Source organism: Pseudomonas asuensis, assembly GCF_014646755.1.
Taxonomy (GTDB): Bacteria; Pseudomonadota; Gammaproteobacteria; order Pseudomonadales; family Pseudomonadaceae; genus Chryseomonas; species Chryseomonas asuensis.
In genome coordinates this window covers 172,777-193,773 of the sequence record NZ_BMNW01000001.1, presented here as the reverse complement: position 1 = coordinate 193,773, position 20,997 = coordinate 172,777, and the positions used below count along the sequence as shown (strand labels likewise).

Sequence of the window (20,997 nt, the reverse complement as noted above, 5' to 3'; positions counted from 1 at the left end):
AGAGAACAATATGCGTGCAAAAGGGCTGCGTTTTCAGCCGAGCGGCGGTAGCCGGGCCTCGTCGGTTCCGGTCGGCAAGAAACAGCGCTTGACCATCGAAAGGATGGCGCATGATGGCCGGGGGATCGCTTATCTCGATGGGCGAACTTGGTTTGTTTCGGGTGCTTTGCCTTCTGAAACAGTGGAAGCGCGAGTGTTGTCTGCCAAGAGTCAGGTCGTCGCGGCGCGTGTCGAGCGCGTACTTGAGCCCAGTCCTGAGCGGCGTCTACCTTCCTGCGCGATGGCAGGCCGTTGTGGTGGTTGCACCTTGCAACACGTACCGCATGATGCGCAGCTGGCGCTCAAGCAACGCACGTTGGCCGAGCAGTTACAGCGACTTGCTGGGGTGGTGCCCACTGAATGGGCGGCGCCACTGCATGGTCCTGAGCTGGGCTACCGGCGTCGCGCTCGCATTGCAGTGCGTTGGGATACCAAGGCTCGCCGGCTGGATGTCGGATTTAGGGCATCTTCCAGCCAGGACATCGTTCCGCTAGAAGCCTGCGGTGTGCTCGTCGAGCCGCTCCAGCCTATCGCTCGGGCTCTACCGGCACTGTTGGCCGGGTTGGAGAAACCCCAAGCTATTGGTCATGTCGAGCTGTTTCATGGTACGGCCAGCGCTGTATTGGTTCGAGTGACGCGCCCTCTGTCGCCATGCGATAGCGAATATCTTCGCCATTTCTGCGCGAAGCAATCTGCTCAGCTTTGGTGGCAAGCCGAGGGCGAGCCCTATCCCGATGAAGCCGGGACGACACTTGGCTATCGCTTGGAGCCATGGAATCTGACAGTTGCTTACCGTCCGGGTGATTTTGTCCAAGTCAATGCACCGGTCAATGAGGCCATGGTAGCCCAGGCGCTGGACTGGCTGGCACCAGGGCCTGATGAGCACGTGCTTGATCTGTTTTGTGGCCTTGGCAATTTCGCATTGCCGTTGGCGCAGCGTGTGCATGCTGTCGTAGGGGTAGAAGGGGTTTCCGTCATGGCGGAGCGTGCGGCTGAGAATGCCCGCGCTAATGGCCTGGATAACGCGCACTTTTTCCAGGCGGATCTGTCGAAGCCGCTTATCGATGCACCATGGTCTGGCCGGGCTTTTTCATCCGTTCTGCTGGACCCGCCTCGTGACGGTGCGTTTGCGGTTGTTCAACAGATGAAGCAACTTGGCGCGCAGCGTGTGCTCTATGTGTCCTGTAATCCCGCTACATTGGCACGGGACGCAGGCGAGCTGGTTCGTCAGGGATTTGTTCCTGTACGGGCCGGAATTCTCGATATGTTCCCGCAGACGGCGCATGTCGAGGCAATGGTTTTGTTTGTAGCGAGGTAGGGGCGGGTCTGACGAAAAGTAATGAATGAGGGTGAGTCCGGTGTGATTGTCTTCGGGACTGTAATGGCCTTTTACATTCCGATCACTCGTAGATCACCTGAAAGCGTGTTTTTTCGTTTAGCCTGAGTCTCGCGTAATCGGCCATTTAATGGCTGGACTTAAACGGCGCAATAAATAGCGCCGAGGAACGTAAGATGGTACAGGTCAGAGCGCATCAACCCGTCAATAACGATGGCAGCATCAACATCGAGGCATGGCTCGATCACGTCCAGAGCATGGACCCGAACTTCGAGCGTCAGGCCTTGCTGGAAGCATGCGAATTCGCTCGTGCAGCCGAAGCAGAGGCTGCACCCTCCGAACACCTGTGGGCTCCAGGGACATCCAGCTTCCAGACAGGTCTGGAGATGGCGGAAATTCTGGCAGACCTCAAGTTGGACCAGGACTCGCTTGTTGCCGCTCTGATCTATCGCGCAGTGCGCGAAGGCAAGGCGAGCCTGGAGGAGGCTGGCAAGCGCTTCGGCCCAGTTGTAGCCAAGTTGATCGAGGGTGTGCTGCGCATGGCAGCCATCAGCGCCAGTCTTAATCCGCGGCAATCAATGGTATTGGGCACCCAGGCTCAGGTCGATAACCTCCGCCGCATGCTGGTGGCCATGGTTGACGATGTCCGTGTAGCGTTGATCAAGCTCTCCGAGCGCACCTGCGCAATCCGGGCGGTCAAAAACGCTACTGAAGAGCGCCGCAACCGTGTCGCGCGTGAAGTCTTTGATATCTATGCGCCATTGGCGCATCGCTTGGGGATCGGCCATATCAAGTGGGAGCTGGAGGATTTGTCCTTCCGCTACCTGGAGCCGCTTCAGTACAAGCAGATCGCCACGTTGCTGCACGAGCGTCGACTCGATCGTGAGCAATACATTGCCGATGTCATGCAGCAGCTCAAGCAGGAGCTGGCAGCCACTGGCGTCAAGGCTGACATTAGCGGTCGTGCCAAGCACATTTATTCGATCTGGCGCAAAATGCAGAAAAAAGGTCTGGATTTCAGCCAGATCTACGACGTTCGTGCAGTTCGTGTCTTGGTTCCTGAAATGCGGGACTGCTATACCGCCCTGGGTATCGTCCATACTCTATGGCGCCATATCCCCAAGGAATTTGACGACTACATTGCCAACCCCAAGGAAAATGGTTACCGGTCGTTGCATACGGCTGTAATCGGTCCCGAAGGTAAGGTGCTTGAGGTGCAAATTCGCACCCATGCCATGCATGAAGAAGCAGAGCTGGGAGTGTGTGCCCATTGGCGCTATAAAGGCACGGACGTTAAGTCGGCATCCAGTCATTATGAGGAGAAGATTTCCTGGCTCCGGCAGGTGCTGGAGTGGCATGAGGAATTGGGCGACATTGGTGGGCTGGCAGATCAGCTGCGTGTCGATATCGAGCCTGACCGGGTCTATGTGTTTACGCCGGATGGACATGCCATTGACCTGCCTAAAGGCGCGACACCGCTCGATTTCGCTTACCGGGTGCATACGGAGATCGGTCACAACTGCCGGGGTGCCAAGGTCAATGGCCGTATTGTCCCGCTCAATTACAGTCTGCAAACAGGCGAGCAGGTAGAAATTATTACCGGCAAGCAGGGGTCGCCCAGTCGTGACTGGCTCAACCCGAACCTTGGCTATGTGTTGACGTCCCGCGCCCGGGCAAAGATCGTTCATTGGTTCAAGTTCCAGGCCCGTGACCAGAACGTGGCCGCCGGTAAGGCCATGATTGACCGAGAGTTGCTCCGGCTGGCCTTGCCGCCAGTGGATTACAACACGCTCGCAGAGAAGGTCAATTACAAGAATGCCGAGGACATGCAGGCTGCGCTGGGGGCGGGTGACCTGCGTCTTGCCCATGTGATGCATGCAGCTCAGCAGTTGGTCGAGCCAGAAAAGGAAATCGATCCGCTGGATCTTCTCCAGCGCAAACCCTCGCCGCCCAAATCCGGCAAGCGTGGCGATGTGCAGATCAATGGCGTAGGCAATCTGTTGACCCAGATTGCTGGCTGTTGCCAGCCGGTGCCAGGTGATCCCATTGTTGGCTATATTACGTTGGGTCGTGGCGTGACCATTCACCGTCAGGATTGCCAGAATGCGCTTCAGCTTTCTAGCCGTGAGCCTGAGCGAATCATTCAGGTCAGCTGGGGGCCGGTGCCTGTCCAGACTTATCCCGTGGATATTCTGGTCAAGGCTTATGACCGCCCTGGACTGCTGCGTGATGTCTCGCAAGTGCTGCTCAACGAGCGGATCAACGTATTGGCTGTGAATACACGCTCCAATAAGGAAGAGAACACAGCCAACATGTTGCTCACTATCGAGATCCCTGGACTGGATGCGTTAGGGCGGCTGTTGGGGCGCGTCTCCCAATTGCCTAACATTATCGAAGCCCGTCGTAATCGTACGACCTGAGCATCAGCCTGAGTTGTGCATGACCATGAAAGGGTGAGCGTAAGCTCGCCCTTTTTATTGACCGTATTTTTAAAGGACGACCTATGTACACGCTCGACGATCTGCTTCATCTCATGACCCGCCTGCGTGACCCGCAATACGGCTGCCCCTGGGACTTGAAGCAGAACTACGCCAGCATTATTCCGCATACATTGGAAGAAGCTTACGAGGTTGCTGATGCCATTGAGCAGGAAGACTACCTGCAGTTGCGTGACGAGCTGGGAGACCTGCTGTTTCAGATCGTTTACTACAGCCAATTGGCCAAGGAAGAGCACCGATTCCTCTTCGCGGATGTAGTGGACAGTATTACCCGCAAGCTGGTGCGGCGGCATCCGCATGTTTTTCCCGATGGCGATCTCTATGGCCCGCTGGATCAGCCACGGCTGAGTGAAGAAGCCATCAAGCGTCGTTGGGAGGAGATCAAGGCCGAAGAGCGAGCTGGAAAGGCTGAGGCGCCAGAGCAGCTTTCATTACTGGATGACGTGCCTGCTGTGCTGCCAGCGTTATCCCGCGCTGCCAAATTGCAGAAGCGCGCTGCCGGAGTAGGGTTTGACTGGCCGGCAGCAGAGCCCATTATCGATAAGCTGCATGAAGAGCTGAATGAGGTCATTGAGGCCGTGGCTGAGCAGGATCAGGAGCACATAGCAGAAGAGATCGGCGACCTGCTCTTTGTGGTAACCAACCTGGCGCGCCACCTCAAGGTTGATCCAGAAAATGCATTGCGCGGTGCTAACAGCAAGTTTGAGCGGCGTTTTCGCTACATCGAACAAAAACTGCGTGAGCAGGGAAAGCGTCCAGAGAACTGTGCGTTAGAGGAAATGGATGCGTTATGGGATGCCGCCAAAGCGGAGGAGAAGGTGGCTAAAGCGCTCCGCTGAGCGCTTTAGCCAGAAAGTGATTAGCCAAAGATCCATTTCAGCAACAGGGCAAACACCAGCACGGCCAGTACAGGCTTGAGCACCTTATAGGCCTTGGGGTGGCGGCGTTTGAATGCACGTACCATACCGCCAAAGGCATCCCCAAAGCGTTTGCTGAAGGCGTAGGCTTGGTTGATACCCCCTACGCGTTCTCCGTCGACGTTTTGCGGTGCCGTAGCGCTACCCAGGAAATGGCTGACGCGGCGATTGATAGCCGTTAACAGGCGTGAGCGTAGTGGTCGTTCAATGTCGCAAAACAGGATGACACGTGTCTGTTCTGTTTCATTCTTGACCCAATGTACAAAGGTCTCATCAAACATGACGTCTTCGCCATCACGCCAGGCATAGGGCTCGCCGTCCACATAAATCCGGCAGGCGTCCGAGTTGGGCGTGGACAAACCCAGGTGATAGCGCAGGGAGCCGGCGAAGGGGTCACGGTGCGGGTTCAGATGACTGCCACCCGGTAGCAGTGCAAACATGGCGCCTTTTACATTGGGAATACGGCTGACCAGCTCAACTGTTTTGGGGCAAAGGGTCTGTGCTGAAGGCAGCGGCTCGCCATACCAGGTGAGGTAAAAACGCTTCCATCCTTTCTTGAAGAACGAGCCAAAGCCGGCGTCGTTATTCTTTTCGGCCGCTCGGATATAGCCTTCGTCGAAAAGATGCATCGCTTCTTCTCGAATGTCCTCCCAGTTGTCCTTCAGTACATCCAACTCTGGGAAGCGCTGGCGATCCAGGTAAGGCTTGGAAGGCACACTGGAGAACAGATACATCAGGGCGTTATAGGGCGCGAAGACCGCAGAGTGATTGACCAGCTGACGCAAGAACGGCAGGCGTGAGCGGCCGCGTAAATGTACAAACAATACGCTGGCAACGAATAGGGCAAGAATAGTAAACGTAATCATGGGGCTCGGCTTTTCAGGTTGAGCTGGTTAGCAGGCTAAGCATTTTAACGGTGCAGTGTGCCAATATTAACGCTCTGAGTGTGTTGTGGTGATTATTTCACTCTATGCCCGTGCTTGCACTGCGCAAAATCAATGCGCAGGATGACTGATGAAATATGACGATTCCGATTGTCGGCTGGCCTAGGGGGCAACCGTCCGGGTACTATGTGTCTTTTAACGTAACATGCCCGCCCGACGGGCTTTAGAACGAGTTGCACCCATGAGTATGTCTTTGCGCGACCAGCTCCTAAAGGCGGGTTTGGTCAACGAGAAACAGGCCAAGCAGGCTGCCAAGCAAAAACAGAAGCAAACCCGTATGGAGCACCGCGGGCAGGCTGAGAAAGATGAATCCCAGAAACTGGCGGCCCAGCAGGCCAATGCTGAAAAGCTCGCCCGTGATCAGGAGCTTAATCGTCAACAGGAAGAAAAGAAGCGGCGCAAGGCTGAGCAGGCTCAGATCAAGCAGCTGATTGAAGGCAGCCGCCTGCCTAAGCTTGAAAGCGACGATTACTATAATTTCGTAGATGACAAAAAGGTCAAGCGCGTCCCCGTCAATGCCTTGATGCGTGAGAAATTAAGCAGGGGCAGCCTGGGTATCGTGCGACATGAAGGTCGTTATGATGTAGTGCCTCGTGCAACGGCCGAGCGCATTCAGGAGCGCGACCCGCGCCGGGTCGTGTTGCTTAATGTGCAGAATGAGGCACCGGATGCGGACGATCCATATGCCGCGTATCAGATCCCTGATGATCTGATGTGGTAATACCAGAATCCGGCCGCTTATGCGGCCGGACGTCCTTCAGCAGGAAGTCTGGTGAGTACGGTGTAGTGTCCGCCTTCGATGTCCTCGAAGGCGATCAACTTGTCAATCAGGGGCAGGGTCAGCACTTTGCCTTCGTTCAGTAAGAGCATCCCATTGTCTGCATGGAGATTGCTGGCCAGGATCATGCCAGCCCGGAGCTGATGTGTATTCAGCGCATGGATGTTCGGATCACCAATTCGTACATGTGGCAGGCAGCGTATACAGGTTTTGATGAAGGGTTCCACCAGTTCAGGATCATATAGTTTGCCCGCATATTTGCGGATAAACAGCAATGCCTCATCGTGATTCAGGCGTCGGTCCATGATCAGGCCCAGCTGTAGCTCGACGAAGTCAATGGCAAGCTTGAGCAGCCGAGCCCCCAACGGAATCGCCTCACCTTTGAGATGATCTGGAAAGCCGTTACCGTCCCAGCGTTCCTGATGATGACGAATCAAATGAGCACTGTCTTGCAGAGGCTCAAGCGTCATCAACAGAGACTCGCTCTTGGCCGGGTACTGGCGGTAGGTTTCGCGCTCGTTAGGATGCAAGTGTTCGTATGGGGTGGTAATCAACGCATCGTTCCACGCCAGTTTGCCAATGTTGTACAGCGCAGCCGCCATCGACAGGATGCGTGTAGTGCTTTCATCGAATGCAGAGTGTTCGCAGTGGGCGCGTATCAAGGCGATGACCTGCGCATTCGCTTGCTTGTCCTTGGGTAACCGCTGGTTGATAAGTAGAGAAAAGACTTCTGTACTGGTGACATAGCTGCGGTGCAGCTCGGCAAAAGAGAGGTCCAGCATATCCGCCGTCTGTTGAAGCTCCGCGGTACGGGCCTCCACTCGTTTTTCCAGGGTTTCGTTGAGTTGGCGAAGCTGGGCGTTCTGGTCCCGAGTAAGTGCTTCGAGTCGATGGCGCTCGTGTCGTGCCTGCTGATAGGCAAGTGCTTTTTGCACATTCAAGCGTAATTCGCCAGGGTGCCAGGGCTTGCTGAAGTAGTGGTAGATCTCGCCTGCGTTGATGGCGTCGATCAGGGTGGCAAGGTCTGGCTGGCTGGTCAGCAGAATACGCAGGCAGCCAGGATTGCGCGCTTGTACGGCAGCCATGAAGGAAGCGCCGTCCACGCCTGCGATACGCGCGTCGGAAATCACGAGATCAATGGGGTGCTGGTCCAGCAATGCCAGTGCTTCCGGTCCGTCGTGGACGGCATAAACGCTACAGCTCAGGCTTGCCAGCAAGGCCTCAAGATGAGAGAGCGTGCTGGGGTCTTCATCAACGAGCAGCACGGTAGGCGATGACACAGGGACAGTCAGGAGCTCGCTCATGGCTATACACTCCGCACGCTGACCAGGCGTATTTATTGTTATGGCGGGATCTAGCCCCGCCTGTATGGGAAGACCCGCCTTAAGGATAACGGCCGCCTGGCTTGAGACTTGATGGCTTCAAGACGAGCGGTCAGCCATCATGAACAGGCGAAATACAGCAATTGAGGAAATAAGCTGAAACAGCCCGGATAGGCTTTGCAGGGCGATCTGCAGGACTGGCGCATCGGCAAAGCGGCTGCTGATCCAGGCATCCAATAGCCAGGCCGGCAAGAGCGTGATCAAGATCAGCGGTAGCAGGGTCAGGAAGTGCCCGCGGGTCTTCTGAAAACTTGCGCTCATGGCCTCTAGCGGGGCCATACCGCGTAGGACCAGCATCGGTTCGGCAAAGGCAAACTTCACCATGATAAAAAAGCCCGGCACGATCATTAGCGAAAAACCGAGCACAACCAGCGAAGCAACCAGGCCGGCCATGATGGCAAAGCGAGGCCAGAGGCGAAGGGCGAGGCCCCACAACTCGGTTGCCGGAGGCATGTGGCCATGGCTGCGTGCGTTCAGGAACAGGATGAGTGATCCGGTATAAATCGGATAGAACATCACGCCAACCAATAGCTCCCAGAGACCGCCTTCAGTACCGAAGTGCTGAACAACCTGCCAGCGTGCCACGCTTTCGATGATCAGCCAGGGCAGGCAAAGGGTTAACAGCGAAAACAGGTGCCGGGTAAAAAAATACAGTGCATCACGCAGGATATTGAAGGGCGTCATTACTCGCTTGTCCGATAAAAACGGAACGGCTTTATCAGCCGTTTTATGACAGGGTAAAGCCGAGACCTGACAGCAGTTGAGCAGTTGTCATGACCTCAGCATATTCTTGTTGCAGGTTGGACATGGCCATGGCGTGAACCTCCTTGGCACTACGAGGCGTGCCGTAAAAATCCGTTTTAGCAAAGGTATAACAGGCATCCTCTACCACACACGTGGCAAATCCCAGGTTGCTGGCCGTCCGGGCAGTCGCCTCCACCGAATTTTCGCTGGCTACGCCTGTAATCACAACCTGATTGATAGCGCGTGCATGGAGCCAGCGTTCAAGACCGCTATGGATAAACGCATCGGTTACATTTTTTTCGAAAACCATTTCCTGAGGCAAGGGACTGAGGAGGGGCTGGAACTCAGCGCCCGGCTGACCCGGTGCAAAAACGGATTGCGGATTACGGGAAATATGGCGGACATGCACGATGGGCCAGCCCTGCTTACGCCATATGGCGAGCAATGCCGCAATCCGCTGCTCGGCTTCAGGGTGGTTTCGGGGTCCCAGTGCCGGTGAGTGGATACCTTGTTGCTGATCAATGATCAGTAAAGCAGCAGACCTGTTGTTCATGAAAGCGCTCTAGGATGGCTCTTAAAAGGCAGTACTTACCCTTAGTCGGCTATCTATGTCTTGTAACAAATGCAAGGAACTTGCGTGTTTTGCGAGCCTTCTGAACACAGAGCCTACTTTCAGGAGACCCTTATGAGCAATGCATCAGATAGCCTGAGCGGACGTCGTAAATTTCTCATGTATGCCGGGCAGGGGGCGGTAGCTGCCGGTGTACTTGGCCTCACCAGCAACAATGCGTGGGCACAGAATACATCAGGCGCTGCGCAGGCGGTGCCTACAGGAGGCGCAGGGCAGCCCGCAGCGCAGTTACCCAAGCCCATTACGCTGCCACATATGCAGGAAGGCAAAAGCGATAAAACGGACATGCCGGTTCAACTAGGGCGCGACCAGCGCGTTGGTGTCGCAGTGGTAGGACTGGGACGTTTATCGTTGGAAGAAATCCTGCCTGCCTTCGCCTCTTCCAAACGTTGCAAGGTGACTGCACTGGTCAGCGGAGACCGTGAAAAGGCGATGCGGGTCGCCCAGATGTACAATGTTCCCGAAAGTGGTCTTTATAACTATCAGACCTTCGACCAGATCCGCGACAACCCGGACGTTCATATTGTCTATATCGTGTTGCCCAACAATATGCACCATGAGTTCACCCTGCGCGCCGCCAGGGCTGGCAAGCACGTCTTGTGCGAGAAGCCCATGGCCAATTCCGTAAAGGAATGCCAGGAGATGATCGACGCCTGTGCCCAGGCTAATCGACTGCTAATGGTGGCTTACCGTATCCAGTACGAACCGCGTAATCGGCAGGTTATGGAGTGGCTGCGTAATGGAACCGGGCTTGGCACTGTAAAGCTGCTGGAGATGGCGAACTGTCAGAATCAGTCTAAGGAAAACGTTGATCAGTGGCGGCACAAGAAGGCTTTGGCAGGCGGCGGAGCCCTGCCGGATATAGGACTGTACTGCTTGAACACGGCGCGTTTTCTTCTGGGGGAGGAGCCAGTCGAGGTGTTCGCCACGATGTACAGCACACCAGATGATCCTCGTTTTAAGGAAGTCGAGGAAGCCATGCTTTGGCAGATGCGTTTCCCTGGCGGGGTACACGCACAGTGCATGACAAGCTATTCCACATTCAACTCCAAGCGTTATCGAGTAGTAGGCGATAAAGGCTGGGTGGAAATGGACCCTGCGTTTTCCTATCGCAACCTTCAGCTCAAGCGTAGCCAGGAGTCAGAAACAACGACTGAATTCGTGGCGCCGGTGGTAGAGCAGATCAACGCCCCGGACAAGAATCAGTTTGCTATCGAAATGGATCATTTTGCCGAGTGTGTCGTAACCGGCAAAAAACCCTATACCCCGGGTGAGGAGGGGTTGCAGGACCAGCGCATCATGGAGGCCCTGTATGAGTCAGCCAAAACCGGGCGACCTGTAAAACTGGATGAGGTCAAGCAGAAGGATGCCTTCCGCGGCACGTCGCCCAGTAAAGAGATATCGAGCTGAATCAATACTGAATAGCGACAGCAGCAGGATTGAAATATCAGGTGCTGATCAGCATTTATAGTAGACCGGCTCGCTGCCAGCTACGTACCTATAAGCGAGCCATGACTAAATATTCATGAACACTTGCGCAGGTCTACGGCGCCCAAGTTTTCTTTTTTTGGCCGTCCTCGGGAGGTCACATGCAATCTGAAGAGAAACAACTGATCGAAGGCCTGTTTACGCGCCTGAAAGAAGCGGAGGCTCAGACTGCCAACCGCGACCCTCAGGCGGAGGCTTATATCCAGGAGCGGCTGCATCAGCAGCCAACGGCCCCCTACTACATGGCTCAGGTCATTCTGATTCAGGAAGCTGCACTCAAGCGGCTGGATCAGCGTGTACGCGAGCTGGAAGCGCAAGTGGGGCAAATGCAACAAAGCAAATCGAACAACGGCGGGTTCTTGTCCAATTTGTTTGGCGGAAGCTCGCAGCAGTCCCACTCTCACGCTCAGGCGTCCCGTGGTGGCTGGAACGAACCCGGTCCGCGTCAGGCGCCTTCCTATGGCCAGGCGCCAGGATATGGTCAGCCTAATCCAGGGTATGGCTACAATGCCGCACCGGCAGCGCCCTCCCGGGCGGGCAGCTTTTTAGGGGGAGCAATGCAGACTGCTGTGGGTGTGGCCGGCGGTGTATTGCTGGCGGAAACTATTTCCAGCATGTTCCACGATTCCCAGCCGCAGGAAATCGTCAATATCATCAATGAAGAACCTGCGGCAGATTTGGCCAGCGATACTGGGAGCCAGGACAGTGGTTGGACGCAGGCCAGCGACACTGGCGGTGGCTATGATGATGGCTTCAGTGATGGCGGCTTCCAGCAAGCCGATTACGGAAGCGACGACAGTGGCTTCTTCGACGATAGTGGAGATGACGATCAGTTCATCTAATCGACCTTTTGAAAGCAAAGGCAGCCAATTGGCTGCCTTTGTCGTTTCAAGTGGCCTATTCTGTAACAGCGGCTTTCAGGCTAGCGATAGGAGAGCGTATCGGGGCGGAGTGACCCGAACAGAAATGACCTTGATGTACGCGACGTTAGTCGATGGGAGTGTTGTGAAGAAGATTGCTGTGTTCGTTGATGTTCAGAATATCTATTACACGGTTCGCCATACGCATGGCTGCCACTTCAATTATGCGAACTTCCTGAAGGAAATCTCGCAACGAGGCGAACTGGTTTTCGCTTCAGCCTATGCCATCGAGCGGGGGGATAGCCGACAACAACAGTTCCAGCAGATCCTTCGTAATCTGGGGTTTACTGTAAAGCTCAAGCCTTATATCCAGCGTAGCGACGGCTCTGCCAAAGGCGACTGGGACGTAGGCATCACGATCGATGTCCTGGACGCTGCTCCCAAGGTGGACGAAATCGTCCTGGCGTCAGGAGATGGCGACTTTGACCTGTTACTGGAAAAAGTCCGGCACTGCTACGGGGTTCATACTCGCGTCTACGGCGCGCCCGGCCTTACAGCGCATGCCTTGATCCGGGCAGCGGATGAGTACGTCGTGATTGATGACGGGCTGCTTTTGCGCTGAGTATCAGGCGCGACGAATAGAGCGTGGCAGCTCGGTTGACGGGTACAGCAGGGTTGGTGTTCGTCGTTCGAAAGGCGTCGAGAGAATGATCGACGTCTTGCTCATGCCGTGGCGCATCAGTCGATCAATCAGGGCTTCCAGTTCAGCCATGTCTGCAACCGCTGCCCGCAGGACGACGCAGGATTCACCCGTTACACGATGGCAGGCAATGAGTTGGGGTATGGCAGCCAACTCATCAAATAGCTTGTCGCTGGTGGGCTTGTTCAGGGTTACCGAAATCAGACATTCTATGGGCTGACCGAGCGCTTTCAGATTGACTGACGCGTGATATCCAGTAATGACGCCGCTGGCCTCAAGCTTTGCAACACGTTCTGCTACTGCGGGGGCTGAAAGATTGACCCGCCGCGCCAGGTCGGCAAAGGAGGCCCTGCCATTGTCAAGCAAGGCATTTATGATCTGTCGGTCATACTGGTCCATACGTCCTCCTGTGACGATTTCGAAACAGTGCCTGTTTTGCCAAAAGACCTTTGTTTCAAAGGTAGTCGAGTGTAAAAAACAAGCTTATAGCATTAACGCCGTCGCTTTCTCTTTCTAAACTAGTGTCCTGATTCGTAAGTTGGCTGATTAGTTCTGGCGGTATTTTAAGACCCATGCAGCCTTGCCAAAATGCCAGTATGGCCCGTTACGGTAAGTAGTGGCTTGCCGCTTAAACTTTCTTTCTGGTTCTTAATCGAGCGTACGACTCAGGCTACTAGGACTTTAATTATAAGAGTTGCCACCATGCCTGCTCGGGATAGCCGTTCGCTGTTACTTCTGCTGTGTGCCTTTTTTGCGCTTTACGTCATTTGGGGATCGACCTACCTGGTCATCCGTATTGGCGTTGAGTCGTGGCCGCCCATGTTGATGGCGGGTCTGCGCTTTCTGATTGCAGGTAGCCTCTTATTTGTCTGGCAGCTCTCCCGCGGAGCCCCCATGCCGACACGACGTGAGTGGGTAGGAGGCGGACTGGTGGGCTTTTTGCTGCTGAGCTGTGGAAATGGTGGTGTGACGCTTGCGGAGCATTCAGGCGTTGCCTCCGGGGTGGCTGCACTTGCCGTGGCTACGGTGCCGCTTTTCACACTGTGCTTCGGTCTATTCTGGGGTCAGCATAATACGCGGCTTGAATGGGCCGGAATCGGCCTTGGATTCATTGGTATTTTGCTGCTCAACCTCGGCGAGAACATGCAGACGACACCCTGGGGTGCGGTGATCACGCTTTTCGCAGCGGCCAGCTGGGCCTTCGGATCGGTCTGGAGTCGGCATCTGCCATTGCCCGCAGGTCCAATGGCCAGTGCTGTTGAGATGATTGTAGGCGGCGGTATTCTGTTCATGGGCAGTCGCCTCAGTGGTGAGCCGCTGACAACACCGTCGACCCTGGACGGCTGGCTGGCACTGGGGTATCTGATCGTGTTCGGCTCAATCATTGCGTTTAGCTCTTATATGTATCTGCTAAAGCATGTGCGACCCGCCGCAGCAACCAGCTATGCCTACGTGAACCCGGTTGTGGCTGTGCTGCTGGGTATTGTGTTTGCTGGAGAGCAGATAGGCCATGCTGAATGGATGGCCATGGTGGTGATCGTGGCAGCAGTAATCCTGGTCGGGCTTCCGCAGTGGCGGGCGAGAGGCAAGGCCCGCAAAGCAAGCCTTGCCGAGACGGAAGTTAAGCCGCAGGCTTGAGGACCACTTTGGTCCAGCCATCATCACGGGCATCAAAATGCTTGTAGGCATCCGGTGCCTGGTCCAGCTTCAGGCTATGGGAAATGATCTGTGATGGACTTGCACGTCCAGTATGAATCAGTGCGCTCAAGCGCCGGTTATAGGCCTTGACGTTAGCCTGTCCCGTACGGATCTGTTGGCCTTTGAACCAGAATTGTCCAAAGTCAAAGGCCATCTTGCCTTCCTTTGCCAGTTCGCTCTGCGCGCCTGGATCCTGCGGTACGAATACACCTACCACACCGATTCCACCAGTGGCCTTGGTCGAAGCCACAAGGTTGTTCATGGTGAGGTGGTTGGCTTCATGACCATGGCGGTCGCAGCACTGATAGCCTACACACTCGCAACCACGGTCAGTGCCGCGGCCGTTGGTCTTGTTCAGGATCTGCTCGACGGCTTCGCCTTCCGCACCATTGATAGCGATAGCACCCAGGCGCTCAGCCAGAGCGAGTCGATCTGGATGCGTATCCACGACGAATACCTGCGAGGCACCTTTGATGATGGCCGAGTGGGCGGCCATCAATCCCACAGGCCCGGCCCCATAGATTGCAACCGACTCACCCGGAAGGAGACCCGCCAGCTCCGTAGCATGCCAGCCGGTAGGGAAGATGTCGGAGAGCATGACATAGTCATCCTCTTTCTCCTGTGCATCCTCGGGTAAAACAAGGCAGTTGAAGTCAGCGTAAGGCACACGCAGCAGCTCAGCCTGGCCGCCTTCATAGGGCCCCATTTCGGCAAAGCCATAGGCTGCGCCAGCGCTTCCAGGATTGGCTGTCAGGCAGAAGCCAGTCAGGCCCTTTTCACAGTTCTCGCAAAAGCCGCAGCCAATATTAAAAGGCAGACAGACGTAATCGCCTACTTTGACACGATCAACGCCTGAGCCGACCTCAACAACCTGTCCCATGTTTTCATGACCCAGGATGCGGCCTTGCTCAAAGCTGGTGCGGCCTTCATACATGTGCAGGTCGGAGCCGCAGATGTTGGTGGTGGTAATACGGATCAGGGCGTCGGTGGGTTTCTCGATCTTGGCATCAGTAACGTTCTTGATACTGACGTCACGAGGACCGTTATAAACAACAGCTTTCATGGAGTCTCCTTATGGGATTATTCGACACCTGGGCAATGCCAGTTGAATTCATCGAATCCTTGATCGGTAAGACCCTTGCGAGGGTCACCGCCTGAGACTTCCAGGGCTTCCTTTAAGATTTGGTCTGCACCGGTTTCTGAGCGTTCAAGAAAATGTCCATTAATGAGGTCTGTCCCTCAAAATTATTGAGATAGAGCATTTTGAGGAGAAGGGCAGGTGTCGGCTTCTGGCTACCGCTCCGATAGCTGTACTCGACGCTCAACGGTGTGACGCCTACAATTCCATCCTTTTCTTCATTGCGGTTAGCGTCATGACTTTTGCCGAACTCGGCCTGATCGAGCCTTTGTTGCGTGTGCTCGACGCGCTAGAACACACCACCCCAACTCCGATCCAGGCCCAGGCCATTCCTGCGGTGCTCAAGGGTCGTGACTTACTTGCGGCCGCTCAGACCGGCACGGGCAAAACGGCTGGTTTCGCCTTGCCAACTCTGCAGCGGCTTGCTCAGGAGGGGCCTGCGGTATCGGCCAACCGAATCCGTGCATTGATTCTTGTACCGACTCGCGAGCTGGCCGAGCAGGTCCACACGAGTGTGCGCGATTACGCTCAGCACCTACCGCTGCGCACAGCCGTCGTATATGGCGGTGTCAGCATCAACCCGCAAATGATGAAACTGCGTAAAGGCGTGGATGTGCTGGTCGCAACCCCAGGTCGACTGCTGGATCTGTTCAACCAGAACGCCGTGCGCTTCGATCAGGTACAGACGCTTATCCTGGATGAAGCAGACCGTATGCTGGATCTGGGCTTTGCTCGCGAATTGAGTGAAATCTTCGTCATGGTGCCCCAGCGGCGGCAAACACTCCTGTTTTCCGCCACCTTCTCCGAAGCCATTCGTGATCTGGCCAAGCCGTTGCTGCGTGATCCGCTGACGATTGATATCAGTCCACGCAACACCACGACCAAGAGCGTCAAGCAATGGCTTATTCCGGTAGACAAAAAGCGTAAGGCGGAACTGTTCTGTTATCTGTATGCGCAAAAGCGGTGGGGGCAAGTGCTGGTTTTTGCCAAGACTCGTAAGAGTGTTGATCAACTGGTGGAAACGCTGGCGGAAGAGGGCATTCAGGCCGAGGCAATTCACGGTGACAAACCCCAGCCGGCTCGTTTGCGTGCACTGGAACGGTTCAAGGCGGGTGAGGCGGATGTACTGGTGGCAACCGACGTAGCGGCACGAGGTCTGGACATTCAGGATCTGCCGTTAGTGGTTAATCTGGACTTGCCTATTGTGGCGGAGGATTACGTTCATCGCATCGGGCGTACGGGGCGTGCGGGTGCAACCGGTGCGGCCATCTCCCTGGTAGCGGCGGATGAGGTCAATTATCTGGCTGCGATTGAGACGCTGATTGGCCAGACGATTGCGCGACGGGACGAACCAGACTTCATTCCCGATCACAAGGTGCCGCAAACCGGACCAGGTGGCGTTGTGATGAAGAAGCCGAAAAAGCCCAAGAAACCAAAGATTGGCTCGGTTAGCGATGCGAAAAGCAGCAAGCCTCTGGGGCGCTGGATTGAGAATGACAAGCCAGCAGTAAAGTCGGTACGCAAGATGCCGGGGTTCGGCAAGAAGAAATAAGCGAGTAATCAAGACCCTGTAGAGCCGCAGGCTCTACAGGGGCAGGCAGGCTTAGGCAGCCTTGCGTGCGCTAAGCTCTTGCTTGAGTGCCTTTTTGCGCTCCTGCATTTGCGTGCCCAGCTCGTCCAGTTGGGATGCCAGTAGCTCTTGGGCATCCTTGAACATCTCTTCTTCTTCCTCTTCGATGTGATGCTCAAGAAGCTCTTTGGCAACTTTTACCCGGCCGGAAAACTCCAGGCTGTCGGGTGCTGTGGCCTTGATATGAGGTAACACCAGAGAGTCAACTGCACGATGCTCTTCAATCGCCTCGTAATACATCTTGGCTTCTTCTTTTTTACCCGCCGCTTTGAACGCCGGATAGAAGATCTCTTCTTCGATGTGTGTGTGCAGGGTTAGCTCATTTTCCAGCTTCTGCACCAGCTCCTGGCGCTTTTTGACAGCGCGCTCAGAGGTGCCGCTAAGCTGCTCAAGAATATCCAGGATGACTTTATGATCGTTCTTCAGAAGGTCGATAGCATTCATGGTCAGGCTCTCTCGTCATATCGGTAAGCACGGTAGTAAGCCTCGTCACGGGCTCTATGAAAGCTGACCATGAGGGTTACGAGGCGGTTCGGAGCATCCGACGGGAGGGCTGTGATCAGAGGCGCAAAATCAGATAAGTCAGCGATTTAGCGTCTCAACCATGCCGCCGCGCCCAAGGCTGCGCTTCGTCCTGTGGCAAAGCAGGCGGTCAGCAGATAGCCTCCTGTGGGCGCTTCCCAATCCAGCATCTCACCGGCGCAGAAAACGCCCGGCAGGCTAGTGAGCATAAGGTGCTCGTTCAGTGCTTCGAACGGTACGCCGCCCGCTGAACTGATGGCCTCTTCAATAGGGCGCGGACGGACGACGGTGAGAGGGAGTGACTTGATCGCTGCTGCCAGGCGATGCATGTCATTGAAGGCTTCGGCTGGTGCCAATTCCCGCAAAAGGGCGGCACGAGCACCCTCCAGACCTGCGTGGACTCGCAGATGATTCGCCATCGATTTACCCTTGCGGGGCTTGTTTAGCGCAGCCATAAGGGCGCTCTGGTCCTTGGTCGGTGCAAGGTCCAGATACACTGTGGCGGAACCCGTACTGAGCAGTTCGGTGCGAATCTCTGCGGATAAGGCATAGACCAGACTGCCTTCAATGCCGGTCTCGGTCAGCACGAACTCACCCTGTCGGTGTGTGCCATTCTTGAGTGTCATGGCTACAGGCTTAATAGGCGAACCCGCAAACTTGCTGCGTAAATGTTCACTCCACTGGCCTACCTCAAAACCACAGTTAGCGGGTTGCAGCGGCGCCAGAGAGACGCCACGCGCTTGCAGATAGTGCGTCCATGCCCCGTCAGACCCCAAGCGTGGCCAACTGGCGCCGCCCAAGGCGAGCAGTGTCGCCTCGGCGTACAGGCAGGTTTCGCCAGCCGGTGTCGAAAAGCGAAGGGCGCCGCTTTCGTTCCAACCCAGCCAGCGGTGACGCGTGTGAATACGAACATCTGCTTCACGCAGGCGATGCAACCAGGCGCGCAACAAGGGTGCAGCCTTCATGTCGGCTGGGAAGACACGGCCTGAGCTCCCGACAAAGGTTTCGATACCCAGCCCATGAATCCAGTCTCGTAGGGCTTGGCTGTCGAATCCATCGAGATAACGGGAGAGCGCGGGTTCGCGTTCACGATAACGGGAGCGAAAGGCAGGCTGATCTTCAGCATGGGTGATGTTCATGCCACCCACGCCGGCCAGAAGAAACTTGCGTCCGACCGAGGGCATGCCGTCATATACGTCTACTGTTATACCCGTGCTAGCCAGCACTTCGGCAGCCATAAGGCCAGCAGGCCCACCGCCAATAATGGTTGCGGAGCGGGAAGGAGTAGACGTGTATTGGGACATGACAGCCATCGCAGGAGAGAAAGCCTGTCAGTTTACCGCGAAGCACCCGCAGAATCCTGCCGGTATGCTGATGAACAAGGCATGCCTCCCGTGTGACTAACTGATTATCGATGAACGGAGCGTTGTGGATGGGACCCGAGGTTGATCTAGTCAAAGCGGATAAAGAGCTGCCACCCAAGGTTCAGGTGGTGATTATCGGCGGAGGGATTGCCGGTACCAGCGCGGCATTGGCGCTGGCACGGGAAGGCATTTCCGTGGTGCTCTGTGAGAAGGGCTATATCGCCGGAGAGCAGTCCAGCCGTAACTGGGGGTGGGTGCGCAAGCTTTACCGCGACCCACGCGAACTCCCCCTTGCGGTTGAAAGCCTCAAGATCTGGGAAGGACTGAACGAGGTCGTGCAGGGCGAAACGGGCTTTCGCCGTTCCGGAATTCTATTTTCGTCCGAGTCTGAGCAGGAGGAGGCTGACTACGAGAAGTGGATCAGTGTGGCGCGTCAGCATGAGGTGGACGTGCGCATGGTGTCCGGCGATGAGCTCAAACACCTGTTGCCAGCCGGCCAGGTCAGTTGGAAAAGCGGAATCTATTGCCCTACCGATGGGCGTGCGGAACCCCAGAAGGCGGCGCCTGCAATCGCGACGGCTGCCCAACGGTTCGGCGCCGTCATTTTGACCGGTTGCGCCGTGCGAGGCCTTGAACTGTCAGCGGGGCGGGTGAGCGCAGCCATCACTGAGCGAGGCCGAATCGCCTGTGAGTCAGTCATTCTCGCGGGAGGGGCATGGTCGAGCCGCTTTCTGAAGGATCTTGGCGTGCGGTTACCGCAACTCAAGGTGCGTAACAGTGTGCTGCGAACAGCGCCCTTGGAGGAGGGGCCGGAGTGTACGCTTTGGACACGTGACGTGGCTTTTCGCAAGCGCCTTGATGGTGGCTATACCATCGCCAATGGCAGTGTAAACATCGCCTCGCTGGTACCAGACAGCTTCCGCTTTTTCATGGATTTTCTACCCGCCTTGAGGTCGGAGTGGTCGAGTCTACGCATTCGGTTCGACGAGCGCTTTCGCCAGGAGTGGCATGAAGGCAAACCTGTTCCGCTGGATCGTCCATCGCCCTACGAATACATGCGCGTGCTGGACCCGTACCCGGACCCTCAGCAGAACCTGGAAGCAATGAATCAACTGGTTCGTCAGTTCCCGGTGTTTGCCAAGGCACAGATTGCTCAGCAGTGGGCGGGTCTGATCGACGTAACCCCGGATGCCATACCCGTGATTTCTGAGATTGATGCAGTGCCCGGGCTGGTAGTGGCCACAGGGCTTTCCGGGCATGGGTTTGGCGTCGGCCCGGCCGTCGGGCAGCTTGCTGCAGACCTGGTCACAGGTGCCAAGCCGATTGTCGATCCTTACGCGTTTCGCCTCGCTCGCTTTACTGATGGCTCGAAGCCCAAGCCTATGAAGCTCTAGCCAGACGCCAACCCGCTGGCCCATACCCTGGCGGCACTGTGATGCAAGATGCCGTGCCGTTTGGCCAGCAGGGCGCGGTCCTTGTCGTAACCGCCGCCGATGACGCCCACAACAGGGATATCTCTGCCCAGGCAATGGCGGATGACATACTCGTCCCGGGCGGCAATGCCCTCGTCAGTGAGCATGAGGTAGCCCAAGGCATCGCTTGCATGAACATCGACACCGGCATCATATAGCACGATGTCAGGCTGGTAGAGAGGAAGTAGATAATTCAGCGCATCCTCGACAACATGCAGATAGTGCGCATCGCCCATGCCTTTGGGGAGCGGAATGTCCCAATCGCTCTGAGCCTTGCGTGCGGGATAGTTGGTCTGGCAATGCAGCGATACGGTGACAGCATCCGGCACGTCTTCCAAAATCCGTGCTGTACCGTCCCCTTGGTGAACGTCGCAGTCAAAGATCAGAACGCGCCCAGCCCTGCCGCTTTCCAGGAGGTACAGCGCCATGATGGCCAGATCATTAAAGATGCAAAACCCTGCTGGATAATCATGATGTGCGTGGTGCGTGCCTCCCGCCATATGACAGGCCAGCCCATACTGTAGAGCCAGCTCTAACGTAAGGAGCGAGCCGCCTACGGCGCGTACGGTTCGCCGCGCCAGGGCCTCGCTCCAGGGCAGGCCCAGCTGACGCTGCTCAGCATAGGAAAGCTCACCGCTCATGTAGCGTGCAACGTAGGCCGGATCATGAGCCAGGGCCAGTAGTTCAGCCGTGGGCAATTCAGGACGGTATAGGTTGTTACAGGTTACCAGCCCGCACTCGCTCAGATGCTCATAGAGCAGGCGAAATTTCTCCATCGGAAAACGGTGTTCGGGTGGAAAGGGTGGGCTGTAATCGTCGTGGTAGACCAGGGGCAGTGTCGTCATAAAGGAAAAAA

At 56.0% G+C, this 20,997-nt stretch carries 19 protein-coding genes; 10 read left to right on the top strand and 9 right to left on the bottom strand.

The features are described from left to right. Positions 1-10: 10 nt before the first annotated feature. The 3 genes from rlmD (at position 11) to mazG (ending at position 4,712) form a co-directional block, all read left to right on the top strand. Positions 11-1,357: a 23S rRNA (uracil(1939)-C(5))-methyltransferase RlmD gene (gene rlmD / locus IEX86_RS00900; protein WP_188864191.1), complete on the top strand. Its 1,347-nt coding sequence runs from the start codon at positions 11-13 to the stop codon at positions 1,355-1,357. 194 nt (positions 1,358-1,551) lie between these two features. Then, a complete protein-coding gene (gene relA / locus IEX86_RS00895; protein WP_188864190.1) occupies positions 1,552-3,795 on the top strand; it encodes a GTP diphosphokinase in 2,244 nt (747 codons plus the stop codon). Positions 3,796-3,878: 83 nt separating this feature from the next. After that, the gene (gene mazG, locus IEX86_RS00890; protein WP_188864189.1) at positions 3,879-4,712 is read left to right on the top strand and encodes a nucleoside triphosphate pyrophosphohydrolase; all 834 of its coding nucleotides are present in this window, start codon (positions 3,879-3,881) and stop codon (positions 4,710-4,712) included. Between the two features lie 20 nt (positions 4,713-4,732). Here mazG and IEX86_RS00885 read toward each other — a convergent pair whose 3' ends face one another. After that, positions 4,733-5,656 (bottom strand): aspartyl/asparaginyl beta-hydroxylase domain-containing protein, encoded by a 924-nt coding sequence (locus tag IEX86_RS00885; RefSeq protein ID WP_188864188.1) that lies wholly within the window; start codon positions 5,654-5,656, stop codon positions 4,733-4,735. A 259-nt stretch (positions 5,657-5,915) separates the two neighbouring features. Between IEX86_RS00885 and IEX86_RS00880 the strand changes: the two genes are divergently transcribed. Next, entirely contained in the window at positions 5,916-6,455 is a 540-nt protein-coding gene (locus IEX86_RS00880; RefSeq protein ID WP_188864187.1) for a DUF2058 domain-containing protein, read from the top strand. A 17-nt stretch (positions 6,456-6,472) separates the two neighbouring features. Here the strand turns inward: IEX86_RS00880 and nosR are convergent, their stop codons facing one another. From nosR to IEX86_RS00865, 3 genes are all read right to left on the bottom strand, one after another. Further along, positions 6,473-7,816 (bottom strand): response regulator c-di-GMP phosphodiesterase, NosR family, encoded by a 1,344-nt coding sequence (gene nosR, locus IEX86_RS00875; protein WP_188864186.1) that lies wholly within the window; start codon positions 7,814-7,816, stop codon positions 6,473-6,475. A gap of 117 nt (positions 7,817-7,933) precedes the next feature. Further along, entirely contained in the window at positions 7,934-8,578 is a 645-nt protein-coding gene (locus IEX86_RS00870; RefSeq protein WP_188864185.1) for a YciC family protein, read from the bottom strand. 43 nt (positions 8,579-8,621) lie between these two features. Beyond that, positions 8,622-9,191 carry a cysteine hydrolase family protein gene (locus IEX86_RS00865; protein WP_188864184.1) on the bottom strand — a complete coding sequence of 190 codons (570 nt, stop codon included), beginning with the start codon at positions 9,189-9,191 and terminating at the stop codon, positions 8,622-8,624. Positions 9,192-9,323: 132 nt separating this feature from the next. Between IEX86_RS00865 and IEX86_RS00860 the strand changes: the two genes are divergently transcribed. The 3 genes from IEX86_RS00860 (at position 9,324) to IEX86_RS00850 (ending at position 12,239) form a co-directional block, all read left to right on the top strand. Then, positions 9,324-10,679, top strand: a complete 1,356-nt coding sequence (locus IEX86_RS00860) for a Gfo/Idh/MocA family protein (RefSeq protein ID WP_188864183.1) — start codon at positions 9,324-9,326, stop codon at positions 10,677-10,679. A gap of 179 nt (positions 10,680-10,858) precedes the next feature. Further along, entirely contained in the window at positions 10,859-11,599 is a 741-nt protein-coding gene (locus IEX86_RS00855) for a DUF2076 domain-containing protein (protein ID WP_188864182.1), read from the top strand. 133 nt (positions 11,600-11,732) lie between these two features. After that, entirely contained in the window at positions 11,733-12,239 is a 507-nt protein-coding gene (locus IEX86_RS00850; RefSeq protein ID WP_229685227.1) for a LabA-like NYN domain-containing protein, read from the top strand. Positions 12,240-12,242: 3 nt separating this feature from the next. On the opposite strand, the gene IEX86_RS00845 is transcribed toward IEX86_RS00850, so the two are convergent. Further along, a complete protein-coding gene (locus IEX86_RS00845; RefSeq protein ID WP_188864181.1) occupies positions 12,243-12,716 on the bottom strand; it encodes an Lrp/AsnC family transcriptional regulator in 474 nt (157 codons plus the stop codon). Between the two features lie 303 nt (positions 12,717-13,019). Between IEX86_RS00845 and yedA the strand changes: the two genes are divergently transcribed. Then, complete coding sequence (gene yedA, locus IEX86_RS00840; RefSeq protein WP_188864180.1) at positions 13,020-13,955, top strand: drug/metabolite exporter YedA; 936 nt, start codon at positions 13,020-13,022, stop codon at positions 13,953-13,955. On the opposite strand, the gene IEX86_RS00835 is transcribed toward yedA, so the two are convergent. Continuing rightward, positions 13,939-15,078, bottom strand: coding sequence for a glutathione-independent formaldehyde dehydrogenase (locus IEX86_RS00835; protein ID WP_188864179.1), 1,140 nt, complete (start codon positions 15,076-15,078; stop codon positions 13,939-13,941). The two genes, yedA and IEX86_RS00835, sit on opposite strands and share 17 nt — an antisense overlap. A gap of 310 nt (positions 15,079-15,388) precedes the next feature. On the opposite strand from IEX86_RS00835, the gene rhlE1 reads away from it, so the two are divergent. After that, positions 15,389-16,705, top strand: coding sequence for an RNA helicase RhlE1 (gene rhlE1, locus IEX86_RS00830; RefSeq protein ID WP_188864178.1), 1,317 nt, complete (start codon positions 15,389-15,391; stop codon positions 16,703-16,705). Between the two features lie 51 nt (positions 16,706-16,756). On the opposite strand, the gene IEX86_RS00825 is transcribed toward rhlE1, so the two are convergent. After that, on the bottom strand, positions 16,757-17,227 hold the full coding sequence (locus IEX86_RS00825) for a PA2171 family ribosome-binding persister protein (RefSeq protein WP_188864177.1): 471 nt from the start codon (positions 17,225-17,227) through the stop codon (positions 16,757-16,759). A gap of 146 nt (positions 17,228-17,373) precedes the next feature. Next, a complete protein-coding gene (locus IEX86_RS00820; RefSeq protein WP_188864176.1) occupies positions 17,374-18,609 on the bottom strand; it encodes a BaiN/RdsA family NAD(P)/FAD-dependent oxidoreductase in 1,236 nt (411 codons plus the stop codon). A 110-nt stretch (positions 18,610-18,719) separates the two neighbouring features. Between IEX86_RS00820 and IEX86_RS00815 the strand changes: the two genes are divergently transcribed. Continuing rightward, complete coding sequence (locus IEX86_RS00815) at positions 18,720-20,063, top strand: NAD(P)/FAD-dependent oxidoreductase (RefSeq protein ID WP_229685226.1); 1,344 nt, start codon at positions 18,720-18,722, stop codon at positions 20,061-20,063. Here the strand turns inward: IEX86_RS00815 and IEX86_RS00810 are convergent. Further along, positions 20,060-20,986, bottom strand: a complete 927-nt coding sequence (locus IEX86_RS00810; RefSeq protein ID WP_188864175.1) for a histone deacetylase family protein — start codon at positions 20,984-20,986, stop codon at positions 20,060-20,062. The genes IEX86_RS00815 and IEX86_RS00810 overlap by 4 nt on opposite strands. Positions 20,987-20,997 lie beyond the last annotated feature (11 nt).